This is a genomic window from Allobosea sp. ASV33 (assembly GCF_016428755.1).
In the GTDB taxonomy this organism is placed as follows: Bacteria; Pseudomonadota; Alphaproteobacteria; order Rhizobiales; family Beijerinckiaceae; genus Allobosea.
This window is the reverse complement of record NZ_JAELTI010000226.1, coordinates 1-400: the sequence shown is the minus strand read 5'-3', so window position 1 is coordinate 400 and position 400 is coordinate 1. Positions and strand designations below refer to the sequence as shown.

Here is a 400-nt window from a genome sequence, read left to right as displayed (position 1 = left end):
GCGTCGCTTTATCGAAGGCATCTTTCTGGGCCTCGGTACCGGCTATTACGTCCACACCCAGTTCGACTGGGATCGGGGCGCGGTGCGCACCGCAGGTGCTGGACTTCTGCTCGAGGGTCAGCAGCGATTTACGGCGCTTCGCGACTTCGTGGCCGGTGAGCTGTCGATCTTCGACGGGTTCACCTATGCGAGCTTGTCGCTGGCGGACAAGCGTCGCCGGTTCCTGCGTGTGACTTTCCCGAGCATCGAAGTCCGCCCGGATGCTGAGGAGGCGGAACTTCGCGAGCTCTATGATCGCTTGGCCTTCGGTGGTGTGCCCCACAAGCCGAGCGAGCGCGCCGTGATCTCGGGGGAGGCAGCATGATCACGCCGGCAACCTGGACCGACATCACCTCCTACC

At 63.5% G+C, this 400-nt stretch carries 1 protein-coding gene; it reads left to right on the top strand.

All coding sequences use genetic code 11. The features are described 5' to 3' along the window. On the top strand, positions 1-364 hold a 364-nt coding region (locus JHD80_RS27245; protein ID WP_199093716.1), incomplete at its 5' end, for a hypothetical protein. Positions 365-400: the final 36 nt, after the last annotated feature.